The sequence below is a fragment of the Pseudohoeflea suaedae genome (assembly GCF_004354915.1).
GTDB lineage: Bacteria > Pseudomonadota > Alphaproteobacteria > Rhizobiales > Rhizobiaceae > Pseudohoeflea > Pseudohoeflea suaedae.
This window is the reverse complement of record NZ_SMSI01000001.1, coordinates 966,272-985,323: the sequence shown is the minus strand read 5'-3', so window position 1 is coordinate 985,323 and position 19,052 is coordinate 966,272. Positions and strand designations below refer to the sequence as shown.

General features: G+C 62.2%; 15 protein-coding genes. 10 read left to right on the top strand and 5 right to left on the bottom strand.

All coding sequences use genetic code 11. The annotated features are described in order from the left end of the window. Window positions 1-101: 101 nt before the first annotated feature. Window positions 102-1,739 (top strand): GMC family oxidoreductase, encoded by a 1,638-nt coding sequence (locus E2A64_RS04585; RefSeq protein WP_133283230.1) that lies wholly within the window; start codon window positions 102-104, stop codon window positions 1,737-1,739. A 33-nt stretch (window positions 1,740-1,772) separates the two neighbouring features. Here E2A64_RS04585 and pdxR read toward each other — a convergent pair whose 3' ends face one another. Next, window positions 1,773-3,272: a MocR-like pyridoxine biosynthesis transcription factor PdxR gene (pdxR, locus tag E2A64_RS04580; protein WP_158285680.1), complete on the bottom strand. Its 1,500-nt coding sequence runs from the start codon at window positions 3,270-3,272 to the stop codon at window positions 1,773-1,775. Window positions 3,273-3,405: 133 nt separating this feature from the next. Here pdxR and E2A64_RS04575 point away from each other — a divergent pair, with 133 nt between their 5' ends. From E2A64_RS04575 to E2A64_RS04545, 7 genes are all read left to right on the top strand, one after another. Beyond that, window positions 3,406-4,509, top strand: coding sequence for a mandelate racemase/muconate lactonizing enzyme family protein (locus tag E2A64_RS04575; protein WP_133283228.1), 1,104 nt, complete (start codon window positions 3,406-3,408; stop codon window positions 4,507-4,509). 1 nt (window position 4,510) lies between these two features. After that, complete coding sequence (locus tag E2A64_RS04570) at window positions 4,511-6,004, top strand: aldehyde dehydrogenase family protein (protein WP_133283227.1); 1,494 nt, start codon at window positions 4,511-4,513, stop codon at window positions 6,002-6,004. Between the two features lie 5 nt (window positions 6,005-6,009). Then, the gene (locus E2A64_RS04565; protein ID WP_133283226.1) at window positions 6,010-7,305 is read left to right on the top strand and encodes an NAD(P)/FAD-dependent oxidoreductase; all 1,296 of its coding nucleotides are present in this window, start codon (window positions 6,010-6,012) and stop codon (window positions 7,303-7,305) included. A 213-nt stretch (window positions 7,306-7,518) separates the two neighbouring features. Continuing rightward, window positions 7,519-8,592: an extracellular solute-binding protein gene (locus E2A64_RS04560; protein WP_133283225.1), complete on the top strand. Its 1,074-nt coding sequence runs from the start codon at window positions 7,519-7,521 to the stop codon at window positions 8,590-8,592. Window positions 8,593-8,666: 74 nt separating this feature from the next. Further along, a complete protein-coding gene (locus tag E2A64_RS04555) occupies window positions 8,667-9,737 on the top strand; it encodes an ABC transporter ATP-binding protein (protein ID WP_133283224.1) in 1,071 nt (356 codons plus the stop codon). Beyond that, window positions 9,737-10,603: an ABC transporter permease gene (locus E2A64_RS04550; protein WP_133283223.1), complete on the top strand. Its 867-nt coding sequence runs from the start codon at window positions 9,737-9,739 to the stop codon at window positions 10,601-10,603. The genes E2A64_RS04555 and E2A64_RS04550 overlap by 1 nt, the downstream gene beginning before the upstream one ends. A 4-nt stretch (window positions 10,604-10,607) precedes the next feature. Next, complete coding sequence (locus E2A64_RS04545) at window positions 10,608-11,465, top strand: ABC transporter permease (RefSeq protein ID WP_133283222.1); 858 nt, start codon at window positions 10,608-10,610, stop codon at window positions 11,463-11,465. Window positions 11,466-11,576: 111 nt separating this feature from the next. On the opposite strand, the gene E2A64_RS04540 is transcribed toward E2A64_RS04545, so the two are convergent. The 4 genes from E2A64_RS04540 to E2A64_RS04525 form a co-directional block, all read right to left on the bottom strand. Continuing rightward, window positions 11,577-13,082, bottom strand: a complete 1,506-nt coding sequence (locus E2A64_RS04540) for an aldehyde dehydrogenase (NADP(+)) (RefSeq protein WP_133283221.1) — start codon at window positions 13,080-13,082, stop codon at window positions 11,577-11,579. 251 nt (window positions 13,083-13,333) lie between these two features. Further along, window positions 13,334-14,530 (bottom strand): M24 family metallopeptidase, encoded by a 1,197-nt coding sequence (locus E2A64_RS04535; RefSeq protein ID WP_133283220.1) that lies wholly within the window; start codon window positions 14,528-14,530, stop codon window positions 13,334-13,336. 23 nt (window positions 14,531-14,553) lie between these two features. Further along, complete coding sequence (locus E2A64_RS04530; RefSeq protein ID WP_133283219.1) at window positions 14,554-14,967, bottom strand: cupin domain-containing protein; 414 nt, start codon at window positions 14,965-14,967, stop codon at window positions 14,554-14,556. A gap of 27 nt (window positions 14,968-14,994) precedes the next feature. Then, window positions 14,995-16,185 (bottom strand): Tm-1-like ATP-binding domain-containing protein, encoded by a 1,191-nt coding sequence (locus tag E2A64_RS04525; RefSeq protein WP_133283218.1) that lies wholly within the window; start codon window positions 16,183-16,185, stop codon window positions 14,995-14,997. Between the two features lie 479 nt (window positions 16,186-16,664). Here E2A64_RS04525 and E2A64_RS04520 point away from each other — a divergent pair, with 479 nt between their 5' ends. Beyond that, entirely contained in the window at window positions 16,665-17,969 is a 1,305-nt protein-coding gene (locus E2A64_RS04520; protein WP_133283217.1) for an ABC transporter substrate-binding protein, read from the top strand. 192 nt (window positions 17,970-18,161) lie between these two features. Continuing rightward, window positions 18,162-19,052: a carbohydrate ABC transporter permease gene (locus E2A64_RS04515; protein ID WP_428977465.1), complete on the top strand. Its 891-nt coding sequence runs from the start codon at window positions 18,162-18,164 to the stop codon at window positions 19,050-19,052.

Below are 19,052 nucleotides of genomic sequence, written 5' to 3'. Positions count from 1 at the left end.
GAAAATGGCATCCTCGTTTTCGTGAAATGGATCACGACAAGGGTCCACCTTGCCTCTTAGCTATTGATAGGTAATAGCATCGGGCATGAAGGACTGACGGGATGGGCGGCGTGACGGAGCGGGAGGAGTTCGATTTCATCATCGTCGGCGCCGGCTCGGCGGGCTGCGTTCTTGCCAACCGGCTTTCGGCCGATCCGAAAACGCGCGTCCTGCTTCTCGAGGCCGGCGGCAGCGATTTCAATTTCTGGGTCAAGATGCCGATCGGCTACGGCAAGACCTTCTATCATCCGAAAATGAACTGGCGCTATCTGACCGAGGCGGTTCCGGGGATCGGCAACCGGCCCAGCTACTGGCCGCGCGGCAAGGTGCTCGGCGGATCGAGCTCGATCAACGCGATGGTCTATGTGCGCGGGCAGCACGAAGATTTCGATTCCTGGGCGGCGCTCGGCAATCCCGGCTGGGCGGCAAGCGACATCCTTCCCGTCTACAAGCGCATGGAAAACAACCTCGCCGGCGCAGACCAATGGCGCGGCACCGGCGGCCCGCTGACCATCACCAACATGACGGGATCGACGCACGCGCTTGCCGATGACTACCTGGAATCTGCGGCAGCGGCAGGCATTCCCTTCAACCCGGATTACAACGGCGAGAAGCAGGATGGCGCATCGATCTACCAGATCACCATGCGCAACGGGTTGCGTTGCTCATCGGCGGACGCCTATCTGCGGCCCGCACGGCGCCGCCCTAATCTCGAAATTCGCACCGGCGCGCAGGTGACCCGGCTCATCTTCGACGGCCACGCCGCGCCAAGCCTGGAATACATGCGCGGCGGCAGGCTTTTCACCGTGCGCACCAATCGCGAGGTCATCCTCTCGGCGGGGGCGGTGAACTCGCCCCAGATATTGATGCTTTCGGGCATCGGCGATGGCGCGAAGCTCTCCGGGCATGGCATCAAGACGAATTACGACCTGCCGCAGGTGGGGCAAAACCTGCAGGATCACCTGGGTTTCGACTACATCTACGAGGCCAATTGCCAAACCCTGAACGACGTCTTGCGCCCTCTGCATCGCCGAATGGCGGTCGGCATGCAGTATCTTGCGACCCGCACGGGACCGCTATCGCTCAGCATCAATCAGGCTGGCGGGTTCGTGCGCTCCGACGAGAGCCGGAAGCGCCCCAACATCCAGCTTTATTTCTCGCCGCTCAGCTATACCCGCGCCATTCCCGGAAAGCGTGCCCTGATGCGCGCGGACCTCTTTTCCGGCTTCATGCTGGGCACGTCGAACTGCCATCCGCTGAGCCGCGGCGAGATCGACCTTCGCTCCCCGGATCCCTTCGCCGCTCCTGTCATCCGTCCGAACTATCTCTCGGACGAGCGGGATGTCGAGGAGCTGGTGCAGTCTGCCCGCATCCTCAGAAAGATCGCTGCGGAACAGCCGCTGGCGGACAAGATCGTCCGCGAGATCACGCCCGGACCGGAAACGGAGAGTTACGAAGATATGGCTGCGGACATCCGCGCACGGTCGGGCTCCGTCTTCCATGCCTGCGGCACCTGCGCCATGGGTCCGGATCAGCGCAGCTCGGTGGTGGACCCGCGGCTGCGCGTCCATGGGGTACCGGGTTTGCGCGTGGTCGATGCATCGATCTTTCCGCTCATCACCTCGGGCAACATCAACGCCCCCTCGATCATGGTCGGCGAACGTGGCGCGGACTTCATTCTCGAAGACATGAAGCGCTGACTTGAAGACATGAAGCGCTGAACGGCAGCCCGCTCAGGCCTTGCCGTCGCGGATATCGCGCAGAAGTTCGCCGAGCTGGGCCACGGATTTCGTGATCGAACGCGGCGGAACGGCCCCGAAACCCATGATCAGCCCCTGACCGACCGGCGCGAAGGCGAGACGATTGAAGGAGGACAGGATGATCCCACGCTCGCCTGCCTTGCGCGCAACCTCGACATCATCGAAACCCTCCGCCAGATGCCCGACGGTCTGGAGACCGGCGGCAGCAGGCCTGACGTCGAGAAGACCGCCGAGATGCTCCTCGGCAGCCGAAAGAAGCGCGTTCTGGCGCTCCGTATAGATCCGGCGCATGCGGCGAATATGGGTCGCCAGGTGGCCCTCCGAGACGAAGGTCGCCATCGTGGCCTGGAGATTGGCCGGAACGCCCTGCATCGTCGCGCCGGCAATACGCCGAAACACCTCTGCGAGATCGGGCGGAGCCACCACATAGCCGATGCGCAGCGCAGCGAACATCACCTTCGAGAAACTGCCGACATAGATCACGCGGCCGGTCTGATCGATGCTCTTGAGCGTCGGGGCCGGATAGCCGGAATAGTGCAGCTCGCCGTTGAAATCGTCCTCGACGATCCAGGCACCGCAGCGTTCGGCCGCATTCAGCAGCTCGAGCCTGCGGGTCAGCGACATCGTCACGGCGAGCGGATGCTGCGCGGCTGGCGTGACGAAGGCAAGGCGGAAGGATTTCGACAGGGCAAGACCGACCGAAACATCCATCCCCTCGCTGTCGACCGGCACGGGCACGAGCGTTGCCCCGTTGGAGATCAGGCTGTTGCGTGCGCCGATGTGGCCCGGGTTCTCGAACCAGACCTTGTCGCCTTGATTGAGCAGCATCTGCCCGATGCGGTTGAAGGCGTCCTGGGCGCCGTTGAAGATGAAAACCTCGTCGGGCGTGCATGAAATGCCACGATTGGCCCAGAGATGCCGGGCGATCGCCGCGCGCAGTTCGGGCAGGCCGGCGGCATCGGAATAGCCCAGGACAAGGCTCGGCGAGCGTCGCCAGTACTGGGCGGACAACCGTGCCCAGAGCGCCATCGGGAACTGGTCATAGGCCGGCATGCCGGTCACGAAGGCGCGCGGCACGTTCGGGTGATCGATGCGCGGAAAGAACTGTTCGGAGGCATCGAGGCTCAATCGCGCCAGACGCGGCGGCTTGCTGCCCTTCATCGGGCTTGGCGCGGTGACGGGCGCCTGTGGACGGTCACGCTCGACGGCGTCGGAAACGAAGGCGCCGGCCCCCACCCGCGACTGGATCAGCCCCTCGGAGGTCAGCTGCTCATAGACGTTGACGGCAGTGGTTCGGGACACGTTCTGCTCGCGGGCGAAAGTACGGCTCGACGGCAGGCGCTGGCCGGCGGCCAACTGGCCCGACAATATGAGATTGCGCAGCGCGCCAGCGAGCTGGACGCTGATAGCGGCATCGTCGTTCCGATCGATCCTGATCGGCGGTATCAGTGCTCCCGCTGCATATTTGACCACTCCGCCCGTTCTCCCCTTCAACACGGAATGGCCTGCAAGTTATTCCAAAATGGCCCTTAGTCAAAGGCCAATTTGGCATCAGACTACAAGCCAATTCAGAAACACCACAAGTCTTGGGCGGAGCGTCGGGCACATGAAACTGAAGTCGATCGAGACCTTTTCGACGCGCTATGTCGGCTTTGTCCGGATCACCGACGAGACGGGCGCCACGGGCTGGGGCCAGGTCTCGACCTACAATTCCGACATCAGCTCGCAGGTGCTCCACCGTCAGGTCGCTCCCTATTCTCTCGGGGTGGAGATCGATGATCTCGACGATCACCTCGATCTCGTCTTCGAGCGCGAGCACAAGTTTCCCGGCTCCTATCTCTGCCGTGCGATGGGCGGGCTCGACACCGCCATCTGGGATCTGCGCGGCAAGCTTGCCGGCAAACCGGTTGCCGAACTCCTGGGCGGCTCGGCAGGCACGTTTCCTGCCTACGCCTCCTCGATGAAGCGCGACGTTACCCCGCGCGACGAGGCAGAGCGCTTCAAGCGGCTGCGTCAGGAGTTCGGCTTCAATGCGTTCAAGTTCCGCGTCGGCGCCGAAGTCGGCCGGGGCAAGGACGAATGGCCCGGCCGCACCGAGGAGATCATCCCGCTCATCCGCAAGGAACTGGGTCCCGAGGCCATTCTCCTGGCGGATGCCAATTCCTGCTACGGTCCCGTACAGGCAATCGAAGTCGGCAGGATCATGGAAGCCAACGGCCTCTCCCATTACGAAGAGCCCTGCCCCTACTGGGAGCTCGAGCAGACCCGGCAGGTCACCGAAGCACTCGATATCGACGTCACCGGCGGCGAGCAGGACTGGGACCTGTCGATCTGGCGACGGATGATCGAGATGCGCGCGGTCGACATCGTCCAGCCGGACATCTCCTATGTGGGCGGAATAAGCAGGACCCTGCGGGTGGCCAGAATGGCCGAGAAGGCCGGCTTGCCGGTCACGCCGCATGCCGCCAACCTTTCGCTCGTCACCCTTTTCACAATGCACCTGCTGCGCGCCATACCGAACGCCGGCAAGTATCTCGAATTCTCAATCGAGGAAGCCGACTACTATCCCTGGCAGTACGGACTGTATCGCAACGATCCGTACAAGATCGTCGACGGCAAGGCGACCGTCACCGACGAACCGGGCTGGGGTGTGGAGATCGAGCCGGAATGGCTGGCGCGTTCAACCTACCAGATCAGCGAAAGCGAATAGCATGACCAGATCCGCCGCCAGCTACATCGAGGAATATTTCAGCTCCGGCACGATTGCCGACCTGCCCAGGGACCACTTCATCGGCGGGGCATGGGTCGCCCCTGCCAGCGGGCAGACGATGGAAACCTTCGACCCTGGCAAGGGCCGCGCCTATCACCGTTTCGCCGCCGGCAATGCCGAGGATATCGAACGTGCGGTGCAGGCCGCTGCATCGGTCGAAAGGGAATGGGGGCAGATGAAGCCCTCCGCACGGGGTGCCATTCTGGCGCGCGCCGCTCAACTGATCCGCGAAGAGAGTGCGTATCTGGCAGTGGTCGAGAGCCTCGACAGCGGCAAGCCGCTTGGCGAGGCGGAGGGCGATGTCGGCGGTGCCGCGCGTGCCTTCGAATACTATGCGGCCGCGGCCAATGCGCTGCAGGGCGAGAGCTTTCCGCTCGGCCACGAATATCTCGGCTATTCGCACCCGGAGCCGGTCGGCATCACCGCTCACATCATTCCGTGGAACTTCCCGCTCTCGACGGCGGCACGCGGCATTGCACCCGCGCTTGCTGCCGGTTGCACGGTCGTTGCAAAACCGGCCGAAACCACACCTTTGACCGCACTCCTGCTGGCCGACATCCTGTTTCGTGCGGGATTGCCCGCTGGCGTGTGCAATGTCGTCACCGGAACCGGCCCGCAAGCCGGAGCACCGCTCGTCAAGCATCGGGCGGTGCGTCATGTCACCTTCACCGGCTCCGTGCCGACGGGCATCAATGTCATGCGCGAGGCGGCTGAAAACGTCACTCGCGTTCTTCTCGAACTGGGCGGAAAATCCCCGGTCGTCGTTCTGGCGGACGCCGATCTGGAAGCGGCTGCGGACGGTGTGATCGGGGCGATCTACGAGAATGCGGGCCAGATCTGCTCTGCCGGTTCACGGCTGGTTGTCGATCGCAAAATTCACGCCGCGCTCGTGGAACGGATCGTGGCGAAGGTGAAAAAGCTCGAGCTCGGCCACGGGCTGAAAGGCTCCCAGTTCGGTCCGGTCAATTCGGGACTGCAACTCGATCGCATTGCCGGCCATGTCGACCGCGCCCGTGAGCGAGGACTGTCGATCGTGGCGGGCGGAAACAGGGCGACCGATCCGGCGACCGGAGAGGGCTGGTTCTTCGAACCGACGATCATCGACAATGTCCCGGCAGACGATCCGGCCGCACAGGAAGAAATCTTCGGCCCGGTGCTGGTCGTCCAGCCGTTCGACGATGAAGCCGAAGCTCTCGCACTGGCCAACGGGACCGAATTCGGCCTGGTCGCCGGCATCTATACGAGCGATTTCTCCGCTGCCCACCGTTTGGCGCGTGACATCGACGCCGGGCAGGTCTTCATCAACGAGTATTTTGCCGGTGGCATCGAAGTTCCCTTCGGTGGCAACAAGCATTCCGGCTTCGGCCGCGAGAAGGGGCTCGAGGCCGTGAAGGCCTATTGCCGGATCAAGAGCGTTGCAGCCAGGATAGGTTGACAGGGATGGACGCGGCTTTCACGCAGGATGCCAAACTGACGCCCTTCTGGTGGGAGGCCGCGCCACCCTACGACACCCCACTTGAAAACCTGCCGCGCAAGGTCGATGCGCTGATCATCGGTTCGGGCTATACCGGCCTTCATGCGGCGATCGAACTGGCGCGCGGCGGACGTTCGGTTCTCGTCTGCGATCGCGACGTCATCGGCAACGGCTGCTCGACCCGCAACGGCGGACAGATATCCACCGCCGTGAAGCCGACCTTCTCGGCGCTGGCAAAGGCCCATGGCGTCGAAACGGCCAAAGCGATCTTCCGGGACGGACGCCGCTCCCTGGCGTGGACCGGCGAGTTCATCCGCGCGGAAGGCATAGACTGCGATTTCAAGGTCTGCGGCCGCTTCCATGTCGCCCATAACGACAAGGCGTTTCGCGCCCTGGCCAGTTCCATCGCGCATCAGCCGCAGGGGTTCGAAGTGCCGGCGCATGTCGTCCCCCGGGCCGAACAGCGCCGGGAACTTGGGACCGGCATCTATCACGGCGGCGTCATCTTCGAAAACCACGCATCCCTCGATCCTGGCCGCTACCATGCAGGGCTGGTCAAGATCGCGCTCGAGGCAGGCGTGCTGCTTGCCCCGCGCTGCGAGATCACCGGCCTTTCGAAAAGCGGCAAGGGGCATCGCGCCACGACCGCTCGAGGCGAGATCGAAGCGAGCGACGTCGTGCTGGCGACGAACGGCTACTCCGGCAAGCTCTCGCCCTGGCATCAACGTCGCGTCATGCCGATCGGCAGCTATGTGATTGCCACGGAAGAACTGCCCGAGCACGTCGTCGACGAGATCATCCCGAAGGACCGCATCGTCTCCGACAGCCGTCACGTGCTCTATTATTTCCGCGCCTCACCGGACCGGAAGCGCATCATCTTCGGCGGCCGCGTGAGCATCTCGGAAACCGATCCGCGCACCAGCGGCAAGATCCTTCACCGCGAACTCGTGCGGCTTTTTCCGCAATTGGAGGGATATCGTGTCAGCCATTCGTGGATGGGTTTCGTCGGCTACACCTTCGATACGCTCGCCCATGTCGGCAACCGGGACGGCATCCATTATTCGCTCGGCTACTGCGGTTCGGGTGTGGGAATGGCCGGTTTTCAGGGCAGGAAGATCGGGCAGCGCATCCTCGGCCTGGCAGAGGGAGAAACAGGCTACACGAGGACACCGTTTCCAGGCCGTTTGTATTATTCCGGCAAGCCGTGGTTTCTCGGTCCGGCAATCCATGTCTATCGAATCCGTGATCGGCTGGGGATTTAGGAGTGGACAGTAACGAATAAATTGGCCCTTAATCTTGCAAGGAATGGACCTTCCAAGGTGACCAATATGAGCTTCCAATGAAGCCATTGTGGAGGAATGCGGGGCTGTCATCTGATCGATAACCAAGACGGTTAGCGATTTGGGCGGCAGTCGCGCCAATAAGAAGAATGCGATGATCTTCCATCATTTTCACGCATAGAGGAGTGAACAACAATGAAACTGGGAACCAAGCTACTTGCAGCCACCACCATGATGGTCGCTGCCTCCGTAACTCTCGCGCAGGCAGAGAACCTGCGCATTCTCACCTGGGGCAGCTATGCGCCCGAGGAACTGGTCAAGAAGTTCGAGGCTGAAAATCCGGACATCAAGGTCGAGGTGACATTCTCCAACAACGAGGAAATGATCGCCAAGCTGCGCGCCACCGGCGGCACCGGCTACGATCTCGCCCAGCCGAGCCACGACCGCATTTATGCGGCGCAGGTCGAATACAACATCTACAAGCCGCTCGATCTTTCGAAGATCAACATGGACCAGCTGTCGCCCAACCTGGTCGAAGGCGTGAAGGCCAACACCACGATCGACGGCGAAGTCTATGCCGTGCCGCACCAGTGGGGCACATCGGGCATGATGGCCAACGTCAAGGAGGCACCCGAGGCCAAGAGCTGGCTGGACCTGTGCAACCCGGAATACAAGGGCCGCACCTCGATGCGCCTTCGCCGCACCATCCTTCTGGGCATGGGGTTCGCTATGGGCATGGATCCGTTCGCCCTCTATGAGGACAAGGACGCCTATCAGGACATGCTCGACAAGGTGACCGCCAAGCTCATCGAGTGCAAGGACAACATCAAGACCTACTGGACCGGCGGCGACGACCTCTCGGCCCTGATGCTGTCGGGTGAAGTGGTCCTGTCGGAAACCTGGGACTCGACCGCCTTCAAGCTTTACGGCGAAAATCAGGACATCCATTTCATTCCGCCGGAAACCGGCGCTCTGGCCTGGATCGACACTTTCGCCATTCCGCGCGGCGGCGAAGCCGACGATGCGGCCTACAAGTGGATCAACTTCGTCACCAAGCCCGAGAACGTGAAGATCATGTCCGCGGCGACCGGCGCGCTCGCCGCTGTTCCGGACGCGATGTCGCTTCTGCCGGACGACAAGCGTGCGGCCGTGGAAGCCGGCTTCACCGAAGCCGACATGGACAACCTGAAGTTCTTCGCCAACATTCCTCCGGGCATCGAAGACATGGAAGGCCTCGCTCTCGAGCGCATCAAGGCGGCGTCGAACTGAGTTCACGCCGAACGTCAATACCCGGCCGGGACAATGGCGTCCCGGCCGGCCAGTACTTGAATGGGTCTTGAGCGATGGATGATCTCAACTGCGCTAATCTGGTGAAGAAGTTCGGCGACTTTACCGCCGTCTCGGGCGTTTCGCTCGATGTTCCCGCCGGTTCCTTCTATTCGATCCTTGGTCCCTCCGGCTGCGGCAAGACAACGCTGATGCGGATGATCGCCGGCTTCGAGGCTCCGACTTCGGGCGACATCAAGATCAAGGGCGAAAGCGTCGTTTCACTGCCGCCAAACAGGCGCAACGTGAAGATGGTGTTCCAGCACCTGGCGCTCTTTCCGATGATGAATGTGGGCGAAAACATCGCCTATGGCCTGCGATGCCGCGGCGACAACAAGGCCGACATTCCGGCCAAGGTCGCCCGCGTGCTCGAGCGCGTCGGCCTGCCCGGCGTCCAGGAAAAACAGATCGGACAGCTTTCCGGCGGGCAGAAGCAGCGCATCGCCATCGCGCGCTGCATGGTGCTCGAACCCGATGTGCTGCTGCTCGACGAACCGCTCGGCGCGCTGGACCTCAAGCTGCGCGAGCACATGAAGATCGAGCTCAAGCAGCTCCAGCACCGGTTCGAGACGACCTTCCTCTACATCACCCACGATCAGTCCGAAGCTCTCGTCATGTCGGACAAGGTAGCGGTGATGAATGCCGGCAGGTTCGAGCAGATCGGCACCCCCAAGGAGCTCTACGACGCGCCGGCATCCGGCTTCGTTGCAGGCTTCGTCGGTGACTCGAACCGTTTTTCCGGCAAGATCGCCGATGTTCGCGGCTCCCAGGCCCTCATCGAACTCGATGGTGGCGGACAGATGCTCGGCGAGATGGCCGAGCCGCTTCAGAAGAATGCGCCGGTCGATATCTTCGTACGCCCCGAGGCGCTCACCATCGGCGGAAACGAGCCGGCGACGACGCTGTCGGGTACGGTCGACAGTCTTCTGTTCAACGGCGCCAACTCGCGTGTTCTCGTGCGCACGGGAACCGGAGAGCTGGTGGAGATGGCCGATGCCATGCAGGCCTCAGGCGTCTCGGAAGGTGCGAAGATCGACCTGAGCTGGCAGCCCGAGCGCGCCCGCATCTTCGCGCAGAGGGCGGGCTGATGAATCGCGATGCCGGACGCCTGTCGCTGATCCTCCTGTTCGCGCCGTTCGCGCTGTGGATCGGCCTGTTGATCGTCCTGCCGCAGATCGGCATCGGTTACGTGTCGCTGCGCGAAAAGGTCGGCATCAACGAATATGAATACGGCTTCTCGAACTACATGGCCTTCTTCGGCGAGCCGATTTACCGCAACACGCTTCTGCGCACGGCCTGGATGTCGATCCTGGTGACCGCGCTTGCACTGGTGATGGGCTTCCCTGTCGCCTATTACATCGCGAAGATGGCACGCCGGCAGAGCCGCGCGGCACTGTTTCTCATGTGCCTTATCCCGCTCTGGGTAAGCGATCTGGTTCGTGCCTATGGCTGGATCGTCCTGCTGCGCGAAACCGGGGTTATCTCGACGACGCTCGTCGATCTCGGGATCATCTCACAGCCGGTCGAAATGCTTTACAATGACATCACCGTCATCATCGGCCTCGTCTACACCGTAATCCTGTTCATGATCGTACCGCTGGTCTCGACGCTGCAGGGCATGGACGATGCGCTTCTGGAGGCCGGCTACAATCTCGGCGGCTCCCGCTGGACCGTCTTCCGCCGGATCATCGTGCCCTATGCGATGCCGGGCATCGTATCGGGCTGCATCATCACCTTCATGCTCGCTGCCGGCAGCTACCTTACGCCGATCCTTCTGGGCGGCAAGAACTCGAGCTGGTTCACCGAGCAGATCTACAACCAGTTCATCACCCGGTATAACTGGGAATATGGTGCCACCTTCGGCGTCCTGCTTCTCGTGTTCACGTCCTTCGTGGTCTGGGCGGGGCTGAAGCTGACCGGCCAGAGCCTGGCGACAACCGTGGCAAAGGATTGAGCTCATGAAGACACCCGCTCACCTCCTTTTCATCTATCGCGCCTATGTGGTGATCTTCTTTCTCTACCTGGTCGCGCCTCTCATCGCGGCCGGTGTGTTCGCCTTCAACGATTCCACATTCCCCTCGCTGCCATGGCAGGGGTTCACGCTGGACTGGTTCTTCTCGCCGGTTGCGCCGAAACTTGGCCTCTTCCACGACGAGAGGCTTCTCGACGGCATCTTCAACTCCGTCTATATCGGGGTAATCGTGTCGCTTCTGTCGGTGTTTCTCGGCACCTGCAACGCCTTCCTGTTCGAGCGCAAGCAGTTCCCCTTCAAGCCGTTCTTCTTCGTCTTGATGGTGGTGCCGCTCGTCATTCCGGGCGTCATCCTCGGCATCTCGATCCTGGTCTTTGCCTCGATGGCTGCCAATTTCGCGGACCGGGAACTGGGGCTGTTCCTCACCTGGCTTCGGCCGGGCATCCCGCTGGTCGTTCTCGGCCAGTGCGCATTCCTGACGACGATCACCTCGCTGGTGATTGCGGCACGATTGCAGAAATTCGACATCGCGCTGGAAGAAGCCGCGCTCAATCTCGGCGCCAGCCGGGTAAGGGTGCTCTCCACCATCACCCTGCCCTTCCTGGCTCCGGCGCTGTTCTCGGCTTTCGTGGTGGCCTTCCTCGTTTCCTTCGAGAACTTCAACACCACGCTCATGCTCGTCGGCTCCGACGCACCGCTGACCGTGACGATGTACGATCGCATGGTGAAGGTCGGCTCTACGCCGGTTCTCAACGCCGTATCGGTTCTGCTGATGCTGGGCTCGGGCCTGCTGGCGCTCGTCAGTGTGGTGGTCCAGCGCGAGAAGACGCCGAAGGAAGCCTGAGGCCTTTCATCCTGACCTGAAAAAACGAGCGCGCACCGGATGGTACGCGCTCGTTTTTCATTTCGTGGCTCTTCGGCGGACCAGGCCCGCCGAAGAGCCGTTGGTGATCGCTTACTTGAATGCTTCCGGCAGCAGTTCGTCCGGCATGTTCTGGTAGCAGACCGGGCGCAGGAAGCGGCGGATCGACAGCGTGCCCACCGAGGTTGCACCGAAGTTCGTGGAGGCCGGGTAAGGGCCGCCGTGAACCATGGAATCGCAAACTTCCACGCCGGTCGGGAAACCGTTGACGAGGATGCGGCCAGCCTTGCGTTCGAGCACCGGCATGAGCTGCCTGGCGTCGGCGGTGTCCGCGTCGTCCATGTGGATGGTCACGGTCAGCTGGCCGTGAAGCGTCCGGGCGATCTTACGGACTTCGTCGAAATCGGCAGCGCGGACGACGAGGCCGAGCGGGCCGAAGACCTCCTCGCCCAGTTCCTCGTTGTCGAGCCACTGCTTGCCGGTTGCCGAGAAGAGGAAGGGCGTCGCCTCGCGCTCGCCCGGCTCGGTGGAAACGAGTTCCTGCACGCCGTCAACGCCGGCAACGCGATCGCGGCCCTGGCGATAGGCTGCGGCGATGCCGTCCGTCAGCATGGTCTGGCCGCCCATTCCCTGAAGGGCCTCGGTTGCCGCCTTCACGAAGGCATCGGCGTCCGGGCCGTCGAGAACGACGGCAATCCCCGGATTGGTGCAGAACTGGCCGGCACCCATGGTGAGCGAACCAGCCCAGCCCTTGCCGAGCGCTTCGCTGCGGGCCTTGAGCGCTTCCGGCATCAGGAACATCGGGTTGACCGAACCGAGCTCGCCGAAGAACGGGATCGGCTCCGGGCGCTGGGCGCAGAGATCGAAGAGGGCGCGACCGCCGCCGAGCGACCCGGTAAAGCCGACGGCCTTGATCAGCGGATGCTGGACGAGGCTCTGGCCCACGTCACGCTTGCCGCCCTGAATGAAGGAGAAGACGCCAGGATTGACGCCGGTCTTCTTGATGGCTGCATCGATGGCCTGCGCCACGATCTCGCCGGTGCCGGGGTGAGCCGAGTGGCCCTTGACGACGACCGGGCAGCCGGCTGCAAGAGCAGCCGCGGTGTCCCCGCCGGCGGTCGAGAAGGCGAGCGGGAAGTTCGAGGCGCCAAAGACGGCAACCGGGCCGATCGGACGCTGGATCATCTTCAGGTCCGGACGCGGCAGCGGCGCGCGATCCGGCAGGGCCGCGTCGTGACGCAGGTCGAGATAGTCACCCTTCTCGATGTGCGAGGCGAAGAGGCGCAGCTGGCCGGTGGTGCGTCCGCGCTCGCCCTGAAGACGCGCTTCCGGCAGGCCCGTTTCGGATGTACCGATCGCGGTGATCTCGTCGGCGCGTGCCTCGATCTCGTCAGCGATCGCGTTCAGGAACGCGGCACGCTCGGCGCGGGTCGAGTAGCCGTAGCTCCAGAAGGCTTCCTCGGCAGCCTTGGCGGCGGCATCGACATGCGCCGGGGTACCGACCGAAAATTCGCGGGCTTCGCCGTGAGCAGGCTCGGAGGTGAACTTGTTTTCGCCCTCAACCCACTCGCCAGCGATGAGGTGTTTTCCGTTCGTCATTATGTTCTTCCGTTCAAATCGGGTTGCACGCAAAGAAATGCGCATGAATCGGTAAGTCTGGACGCCCCTTCGGGCGCGGTCGGCCGCCGCGCTATCGGAAGCAGGCAGCCGGTCTCCCCGGACGGTATGCGTTACACCATTCCGGAGGGATCGAGTAAAGACTTGACCTCGCACTTCATTGTCCCAGGCGGGCGGCGGAGCGGCATGTGGCATGTCCCCGCGAGCACTGCCGCTGACGAAAAGCGGGGCACCTAGCGTTCACTGACGATCCAGCCGCGATTGTCGGGACCGAGGAGTTCATGGCCGCCCTCCGCTATGATGACCGTGTCCTCGAGCTTGATGAAACCGCGTTTCGGATGCTGCATGGTCGTCTCGACCGAGAGAACCATGCCCGGCGCAAAGGGCCGGTCCGCATCGATCCCGTCATAGGCGACCGGGTGATTGGTCATCAGAAACGGTGCCTCGTGCGTGATGAGCCCCATGCCATGGGCAAAGAAGTCGTTGCAGGCCGCATTCGGGCCGCGTTTGAGTTCGGCCTCGCCGGCGGCGATCATCTCCGCGCCTGTCCTGCCTGGCGCTATCCGGGCGAAGGCTGCCTGCTGCACGGCCTCGACTTCCGCCAGAAGATCCTCAAGTTCCGCGTCCGGCTCGCCGAGCACGCCCATGCGGCAGATGTCACCGATATAACCATGCAGATTGCCGCCGGAATCGATGGAGAGAACCTCGCCCCTCGCCCAGGCCTGGTCGGAACCGGATCGGACGTGGCTGTCGCCGAGCGTGAGCAGGCAGTATTCGAAGGCGAGTTCGCGGGCGGTTTCCTCCTGCCGCAAGGTCTCGATGATCCGGTTCTTCGTGGAGCCCTCGCCCGAAGCCCGGATCGTCGCGACCATCGACTGGTCGATCCGGCTTGTGGCTTCCCGCAGGAGATCGAGCTCGTTTGTCGACTTGATCATCCTGAGGCGCGTCAGCGTCATGCTGGCGTCGGCAATCCGCGCCTGCGGAATGGCGCCGGCCAGCGCGTCATATCCATCCTTGGGCATGAAACCGGGCTCGATGCCGATCTTGCCGCTCGCCAGACCGCAATCCTGCAAATATTGCCCGACGGCCTCCATCGCATCGACGGAGCCCCAGAATTCCGGACGAAACTCCGGCACCCAGAACGGGGCGGACCTGTGCTCGTGGATTTCCATCTTGTTGGCGAAATAGCCTGTCTTGTCCGCCTGCCCCCTTACATAGACGAAGGCCGGCAGGTAACGGCTTCGGCCAATGGCATCCATGGCGGCGAAGAAGATGAACTGGTAGCCCCCGAGCAGATAGCGGACATTGTGCTTGGATGTCGCCACCAGCGCATCGAGCCCCGCCTCTTCCAGCGCCTTGTCCAGAGCGCCGAACGAATAGGGCAGTTCAGCGGGTGACGCCGCACGGAGCGGCCCGATGTCATGTTTCATGTCAGTCTCCTCCCAAAGACGGCTTATCCGTGCGGCGGCGGAACGAGGCGGAAATCCGGAAGCTCGCGCAACACCTCTTCCGGCCCCGCGGGGCTATAGACCACAAAGAGCTTCATCGGCCTGTCTCCGGTATTCAGCGTCGAGTGGAAGCGGCTTTCAGGCACGAAGATGGTGCAGCCCGCCCTTACGGTTTCGGTGACCGGATTGCCCTGCATATCCTCTACCATCTGCTCGCCCTCACCTTCGAGCACATAGATGATCTCCTCGGAGCCGGGGTGGTTGTGCCTCGCATGCCCCTCGCCAGGCGGCACGTGGACGACGCCCGCCGAGAACGTCCCGGCTCCGGTGACCTTCGGTCCACAGGTGATCGAGAGGTGCCCCCAATCGAAGGCAAACCGGTCGACCGTTTCGGGATAGACGAAAAACGTCTCATTCATGCGCGGGCTCCTCTCCCATGCTCGAATTCATATGATGGACAGAAATGCGTCGGCCGCCGCTGTCGCAAAGGCCGGATCGTTGATGTGGAACGGAAGCCGCTCGATGCGACGGTCAGCCGTTGCCTCGAAGCTTTCCTCGATGGCCTGGAACAGCGCGGCGTCGGCCTCGGGATCGAAAAAGACGCCGCCCTCCACATCGAGCGCGGAGACGCCTTTCTCCGGAATGAGGAACCGCACCGGGCCGGTTGCCGCACTCAGTCTTTCGCCGATCCAGGCGCCGATCCGGGCGCATTCCTCCGCCGTCGTGCGCATCAGCGTGATATTGGCGTTGTGCTTGTAGAACTGCCGACCGGAAAACCTGTCCGGCACCGTTTCCGGCGCCCAGAAATTGACCATGTCGAGCGCGCCGACCGAGCCGACAAAGGGCACGCCGGTCCGGGCGATCGCTCCGAAACGGTCGTCAGTCGCTGCCAGCACGCCGCCGAGCAGCATGTCGCAGACTTCCGTCGTGGTGATGTCGAGAACACCGGAGAGAATGCCGTCGTCGACGAGCTTTTCCATGGTACGCCCGCCCACGCCAGTCGCGTGGAAGACCATGCAATCGAAGTCGGGTTTCAGCCGCTCGACGATTGCCGTCACGCAAGGGGTCGTCACGCCGAACATGGAAAGACCGATGGATTTCATATCGTCTTCGGTTGTTTCCGGCTTGGCCACCATGCAGGACATCGCGGCTGCGGCATTGCCGAGCACCATCCGGCTCAAGCGATTGAGACCGGCGAGATCGGTAATCGACGGCATCATGATAATGTCGGAGATATCGACGAAAGCGGAGACATCGCTCGACGCCATGGTCGAAACCATGATCTTGGGCAGGCCGTAGGAAAGTTCTCGCATGCCGGCCGTTATGATCGAGGTGCCACCGCTGCCGCCGATCCCGATTACGCCCGCGATGTCGTCGCGTCCACGCAGAAAGCGAGCGAAGGCCACCCCCATTGCGGAAACGGCTGCCCCGCGATCACTGCCGCCGAGAACCGCTTCCGCTCCGTCCGGATGACAGGCTGCAATCTCCGCGGAACCGATGTCGGTTGTCGATGCCGGACCTTTGGTGCCGACATCGACGGTAAGGACGGCTGCGCCAGAAGCGGAGATAGCCGCGGCAAGCCACGCAAGCTCCTCCCCCTTCGTATCGGCGGTGCCGACCACGAGAATGCGTTTCACCTGTTTCCTCCCGCACCCCTGTCGGGGCATTTCTCAAACCGCAGTGACGTTGCCGCCTCTCGGCCCGGTCCGCCCCTCCTCAAGCGCGCACTCCGCCACCGGAACCACCGCGCCATTAGTCTGACAATTCGGATGGAAATGCAAATCTGGCCTTACCAGATCGACACACGCATCGAAATTTCAGGGCGGCATTCATATCACGGCTCCCCGCCAGAACGAAATGAAATCCCCTCTATTGTCGCGAGTTTTCTCCCGCAATCCCGAGTCAAAGCCGGTTTCCGCAGGCCTATGGAAGCTTCTTGACTGACCCGATATTTGGTAATACCAATTTATAACTGGCAGATGGCGTCAAGGAGGCCGACAGGAAAACCGGAAACGAATGCGGGACGGCTTGAGGAGGCCTTCCGGTCACCATTCAAAAATTCGGGACAGCCAGCGCCAATACCAGATCGAATGTGCATTTTTGGGAGGAGAACATCATGCGCAGGAGAATGATTGGAATTGCAGGAGGGCTGGCACTGGTGCTCGCAAGCAGCACCTCGGTCCTTGCCCAGGAACTGACGATCTTCTGGGCCGAGTGGGACCCCGCCAACTACCTTCAGGAACTGGTGAACGAATACGAAGCCGAAACCGGCGTCCAGGTGACCGTGGAAACCACTCCCTGGCAGGATTTCCAGACCAAGGCCTTCACAGAATTCAACGCCCGCGGCTCCGCCTACGACATGGTCGTGGGCGATTCCCAGTGGCTGGGCGCGGCTTCCGAGGCCGGTCACTATGTCGACCTCACCGACTTCTTCAACGAGCACAATCTCGGAGAAGTCATGGCGCCGGCAACCGTGAAATACTATGCAGAGTATCCCTCCGAATCCGGAAAATTCTGGGCGATCCCCGCAGAGGGCGACGCCGTCGGCTGGTCCTATCGCAAGGACTGGTTCGAGGATCCGAAGGAAATGGAGGCCTTCAAGGCGAAATATGGCTACGATCTCGCCCCGCCGAAGGACTGGAAGGAACTGCGCGACATCGCCGAATTCTTCCACCGTCCGGACGAGAACCGCTACGGCATCGCGATCTACACCGACAACTCCTATGACGGCCTTGTGATGGGCGTCGAGAACGCGATCTTCTCCTTCGGCGGAGAGCTGGGCGACTACGCCAACTACAAGGTCGACGGCATCATCAACTCGGACCAAAACGTGAAGGCACTGGAGCTTTATCGCGAGCTCTACACCTACACGCCGCCGGGCTGGGCCAAGTCCTTCTTCGTGGAAAACAACCAGGCGATCACCGAGAACCTGGCCGCGATGAGCATGAACTACTTCGCCTTCTTCCCGGCTCTGGTGAACGAAGCCTCCAACCCGAACGCCAAGGTCACGGGCTTCTTCCCCAACCCGGCAGGTCCGGGCGGCGACCAGTTCGCGGCCCTCGGCGGCCAGGGCATTTCCGTGATCTCCTATTCGGAGAACAAGGAAGAAGCCATGAAGTTCCTGGAGTGGTTCATCAAGGACGAGACCCAGAAGCGCTGGGCCGAACTCGGTGGCTATACGGCCAGCGCAGCAGTTCTCGGCTCCGACGAGTTCCAGAACGCCACGCCGTACAACAAGGCCTTCTACGAGACCATGTTCAGGGTGAAGGACTTCTGGGCCACGCCGGAATATGCCGAACTTCTGATCCAGATGAACCAGCGCGTTTATCCCTACATCACCGCGGGCGAAGGTTCGGCCAAGGAAGCGCTCGATGCGCTCGCCGGGGACTGGAAGGAAACCTTCGAGAAATACGGCCGCTGATCGGGTCGCCGGAAGGGAGTGCGGTGCGCTCCCTTCCCTTTCCCCGTATGCCAGTCAACAGGTGCGCCGGGATCGGCGCGCCGCCGATGCCCCGCGTTCGCGGGTGGGAAATTCGCAATTGAATGGACATGACCGCGGCCGGGCCGCGGGGTGTGGCAGCTCTCGGAGGAGCGGAGTTTGACGACCTTGACAATGACACGGCTGGACCCGCAATCGCGCGCCGCGCGGCGGGGAATGAGCGACATCTCCATCAGGAACCTCTTCATCATTCCGACGATCCTGTTCCTGATCATCTTCAACATCTTTCCGCTGCTCTATTCGCTGTACTACTCGTTCACCGATTTCAGGGCCTCGACCAATGCGCCGGCCAACTGGGTGGGGCTTGCAAACTATCGCGAACTGCTCAACGACCCCTTCATCTGGACCAATTTCACGATAACCGCGAAATACGTGATCGTTTCGGTGGCGGGCCAGGTGGTGGTCGGCTTCGGCGTGGCGATGCTGCTCAACCGCGACATCCCGTTCAAGGGCCTGATCACCACGCTTCTGCTGTTACCGATGATGTTGTCGATGGCCGTGGTCGGGCTGTTCTGGAAACTGCTCTACGACCCGTCTTTCGGCATCATCAACTACGTCTTGGGGCTCGGTCGCTTCGAGTGGCTCTCGGACCCGGACATGGCGCTCTATGCGGTTGCGATCACCGATATCTGGATGTGGTCGCCCTTCGTCATGCTGCTCTCGCTCGCCGGCCTCTCGGCGGTGCCCAAGCACCTCTACGAGGCCGCCGCGATCGATCGGGCGGGGCCGCTCTACACCTTCTTCCGCATCACCCTGCCGCTGGTGGCGCCAATCCTGATGATCGCGATCATCTTCCGCACCATGGAGGCGTTCAAGACCTTCGACATCGCCTACATCATGACCAGCCAGCCGACGACCGAGATGATCGCCATCCGGCTCTACAAGATGGCGTTCCAGGAATGGCAGACCGGCATGAGCTGCGCCTTCGCCTACATCGTGCTGATCATGGTGGTGGCGATCACCAACATCTACGTGAAGTACCTCAACAAAGTGAAGGAGCGCTGA

Excerpts from the sequence above, each read along its gene's own strand:
- E2A64_RS04565 (WP_133283226.1), top strand. The coding sequence starts at position 6,010 with ATGGACGCGGCTTTCACGCAGGATGCCAAACTGACGCCCTTCTGGTGG.
- E2A64_RS04550 (WP_133283223.1), top strand. The coding sequence starts at position 9,737 with ATGAATCGCGATGCCGGACGCCTGTCGCTGATCCTCCTGTTCGCGCCG.
- E2A64_RS04530 (WP_133283219.1), bottom strand. The coding sequence starts at position 14,967 with ATGAATGAGACGTTTTTCGTCTATCCCGAAACGGTCGACCGGTTTGCC.
- E2A64_RS04535 (WP_133283220.1), bottom strand. The coding sequence starts at position 14,530 with ATGAAACATGACATCGGGCCGCTCCGTGCGGCGTCACCCGCTGAACTG.
- E2A64_RS04570 (WP_133283227.1), top strand. The coding sequence starts at position 4,511 with ATGACCAGATCCGCCGCCAGCTACATCGAGGAATATTTCAGCTCCGGC.
- E2A64_RS04585 (WP_133283230.1), top strand. The coding sequence starts at position 102 with ATGGGCGGCGTGACGGAGCGGGAGGAGTTCGATTTCATCATCGTCGGC.
- E2A64_RS04555 (WP_133283224.1), top strand. The coding sequence starts at position 8,667 with ATGGATGATCTCAACTGCGCTAATCTGGTGAAGAAGTTCGGCGACTTT.
- E2A64_RS04540 (WP_133283221.1), bottom strand. The coding sequence starts at position 13,082 with ATGACGAACGGAAAACACCTCATCGCTGGCGAGTGGGTTGAGGGCGAA.
- E2A64_RS04515 (WP_428977465.1), top strand. The coding sequence starts at position 18,162 with ATGACACGGCTGGACCCGCAATCGCGCGCCGCGCGGCGGGGAATGAGC.
- E2A64_RS04545 (WP_133283222.1), top strand. The coding sequence starts at position 10,608 with ATGAAGACACCCGCTCACCTCCTTTTCATCTATCGCGCCTATGTGGTG.
- E2A64_RS04560 (WP_133283225.1), top strand. The coding sequence starts at position 7,519 with ATGAAACTGGGAACCAAGCTACTTGCAGCCACCACCATGATGGTCGCT.
- E2A64_RS04520 (WP_133283217.1), top strand. The coding sequence starts at position 16,665 with ATGCGCAGGAGAATGATTGGAATTGCAGGAGGGCTGGCACTGGTGCTC.
- E2A64_RS04575 (WP_133283228.1), top strand. The coding sequence starts at position 3,406 with ATGAAACTGAAGTCGATCGAGACCTTTTCGACGCGCTATGTCGGCTTT.